The 2,602-nt window shown below is 29.1% G+C and carries 1 protein-coding gene; it reads right to left on the minus strand.

Annotated features, from left to right (window positions below; all coding sequences use genetic code 11):
- Positions 1 to 2,602: TonB-dependent receptor plug domain-containing protein (locus AADI82_RS14800; protein ID WP_341217183.1), on the minus strand; the 2,602-nt coding region annotated here is incomplete at both ends.

Consider the following 2,602-nt stretch of genomic DNA (forward strand, 5'->3'; position numbering starts at 1 on the left):
TTGAAGTAATTTGTTAATTTCATTCTTAGAGATTTGTTGTATGCCTACAAATTTTCTTCGGTTATTATCTTTATAAATAGCACCATTAAGAATACTGTTTAATAAATTAAAAGATTTTTGCGCTAAACCTATTTCTTGATACACCAAAGCTAAATCTCTGTACGATTGTGAATCTTCTGGTCGCAACTTTAATACTTGATTGTATACATAAGCTGCTAAACCATAGTTATTGGCTTCTTCTAATTTATAACCTAAAACTCTTAAAAGTTCGTAATTATCAAAATCTAATTCAGCAATATTAGTTAATATTCTTAATTCGATTTCTTTATTATTCCATGTTTTAAAATAATCGTACACATCAATATAATAAGCTGGGATGTGTTCATATTTTTCTCGTTGAGATAAGTAGGCTTTATAAGCGTCTTCTAAAGATTTTGAATTATTTAATTCAACAATATATGATGCTTTTAATGTTTGTGGTTTTACTTTTAATCGTCCTATATATTTATTACTTTTATCTCTTGAATTATTAAAACTACGTGCTCTATTTCTAGTACTATTATTAAACTTACTCGTTATAATAATAACGCCATTTGCTGCTCTACTGCCGTACAAAGCTCCAGCAGAAGCACCTTTAAGTACCGTTATACTCTCAATATTATTAACATCAATTAAATCATCAACATCACCACTTACTAATATGCCATCAATAACATATAACGGTTGGCTGTTTCTGTTTAAAGACGAAATACCTCTTATAACAATATTAGAGCTAGCACCTGGAATATTTCTAGAATTTACTTGTAAACCAGCAACTCTTCCTTGTAAAGCATTAGCTATATTTCCATGATAACCGTTGCTTATTTCTTCACTCTTAATTGTTGTAACCGAACCTGTAAGGGATTGCCTTTTTTGTGTAGCGTAACCAACAATAACAACTTCATCCAAATGTGCAGAATCTTCTTGCATAGAAATATTTACTATAGATGAATTCCCTATTGTAGTTTCAAGGGTTTGCATGCCGATGTAGCTAAATACTAAGTCTACACCTTCAACCGCATTTATTGAATAATTGCCATCAAAATCGGTTTGTGTTCCTGTATTAGTACCTTTTACACGCACATTTACTCCAGGCAACGGTAGTCCAGAATTGTCTAAAACTGTTCCTGAAATATTTCCAGAATTGGATGTTTGAGAAGTAGCTCTCTCTTCAGTTTGAGTTTTATTTTCTTGAATAGTAACTACCTTTTTACCATTATCTCTATTGATAATTCTATTGTATTCTTCCAGCAATTCTTCGGGCGGCGTAATTTTATATCGTACATAATCCCAAACGGTTTCTAAAACAATTAAAGATGTATGGTTACTAACCAAATTATAAAACATACTATGTTTTACTATTTCATCTTTATTTATATTACTTTCTTGCTGAAGTTCATTTAATTTTTTTTGAGCCCAAATACGTTTTACCAGATTATTTGTAACATCAGATTTTATAACTAAAGTATCTTTTTGAGTAATCTTATTTCCATAACCAAATTGTAAAATCACAGTGTCATTTCGCTTAAAATTCTTACCTGAGAATGAAAAATCTGTTGAAACGGTTGTGGCTTTATTTGGGTAAACTTCCATTTTTTTATTTGAAGATTCATGTCCTAAAAACTTAAAAGGTTGATATATCATTTTATCAACTGATTCTTTAATGGTTATATTTTTTAAATTTATATATTTCCCATTCGTAGCTTCGCAAATGCTATTTAACTCACTATGATTTGCTTTAACAATGCTATTTACAACATAAATTGGCTGACTGGTGTTTACTGCCAAATCACTTAAATTTTTCATCCCATCTGAAAACATTAAAATTTCTTGAGATGAATTATTCAAAAATAAACTAGCGTAAGATGTCCCTCCATCATAAACCGTATGCATTAATGCTTGTTTAAGATTTGACCAGTTTCCATTAGATATTTTATAATTTTTAGTCGATAATATTTGATTACTAAACTTTACTAATTCTACTTTTACATCTTTTAAATGGTTGATATAATTCTCCAAAAATTCAAGTTCTTTTTCTAAATTTCTAGATTTCATCGATAATGATGCGTCCCAATAAATTGTAATTTCATCTGATTTTTCTCTAAGTCTTTTCTCTGCTTTTATAGTTTTATAGATATAGAAATAATCATCAAAAATTATGGTTTTATTGCTGTTATAATATTGTGGAATTTTAATTATTAAAGATTCGCTTGGTGTATAGTTCTTCTTTTCAGTTTTAGCATAAAAATTATTATATAATTCTTTAAATTGAAAGTTATCAATACACCCTTCTTCCAATGTAGGTTTCAATTTTTGATTGAATACATTTACCTCTAAAACAAAATGATCTAAATTCTTTTTAAATCCTAAAGGCAAATGAAAATAATGTGCTTCTTCACTAAAAATTAATTCTTGCTCGTACGACAAAACTACTCTTTTGTAGCCTTTGGCTGGAATAGGATATATTCTTGCTTTGTAATTATTACCTGTTCCTTTTTCTAATAAAACGGGGTCTACACGTTGTCTCACTACTGCTTCAAAAGCAACGCGACCTTGCTCTTTT

Source organism: uncultured Wocania sp., assembly GCF_964021735.1.
GTDB lineage: Bacteria > Bacteroidota > Bacteroidia > Flavobacteriales > Flavobacteriaceae > Wocania_A.